Annotated in this window: 2 pseudogenes; both read left to right on the forward strand. The window is 68.6% G+C overall.

Annotated features, from left to right (window positions below):
• A pseudogene (locus tag OR16_RS38630) lies at nucleotides 1-397 on the forward strand ([protein-PII] uridylyltransferase); the annotation flags it as partial.
• A 23-nt stretch (nucleotides 398-420) separates the two neighbouring features.
• Nucleotides 421-743, forward strand: a pseudogene (locus OR16_RS38635) (pseudouridine synthase); the annotation flags it as partial.

Below are 743 nucleotides of genomic sequence, written 5' to 3' on the forward strand. Positions count from 1 at the left end.
TCAGCAGCGATGCCAGCGGCAACTACCGTGACATCATCGCGCTGGTGGAGCACGAACTGGCGGAGCGCCTGCAGCAGCAAGGCACGCTGCCGGACCCGCCCAGGGCAGGCTGTCGCGCCAGTCGCGCAGCTTCCCGATCAAGCCGCGCGTGGACCTGCGTGCCGACGAGCGCGGCCAGTACTACCTGCTTTCCTTGTCGGCCAACGACCGCACCGGCCTGCTGTACGCCATCTCGCGCGTACTGGCCAAACATCGCACCTCGGTGCATACCGCCCGCATCAATACGCTCGGCGAGCGGGTGGAAGACGTTTTCCTGGTCGATGGCAGCCGCCTCGCCTCGGATAACAAACTGCAGTTACAGCTTGAACAGGACCTGCTGGCGGCGCTGGCCATCTAGGCCGGACGCCCCACATAGAAGATATGACCGATAGCAATTCGCCCAAGCGCAAGACGCTGGGCATCAAGACCGCCGCGCCCGAGGGCAATGCCCGCAAACCCGCCGCCACCCGGCCGGTGCGGGTGTCCGACCTGAACCGCGGACGCGTGCGCGCCGTGGTCGACGGCATCAAGCAGGCACAGGAGCGCGCCGGTGGCCGCAAGAAGGCGGAAGACGCTGGCCAGCGCCCGCCGCGCGGCCCGCGTACGGGCGAAGGCCAGGATCGGCCGCGTCGCTTTGGCCCCGGCGAAGGCCAGGACCGTCCGCGTCGTTTCACCCCGGGTGAAGGCCAGGATCGACCCCGCCG

It is taken from the genome of Cupriavidus basilensis OR16, from assembly GCF_000243095.1.
GTDB classification, from domain to species: Bacteria; Pseudomonadota; Gammaproteobacteria; order Burkholderiales; family Burkholderiaceae; genus Cupriavidus; species Cupriavidus basilensis_D.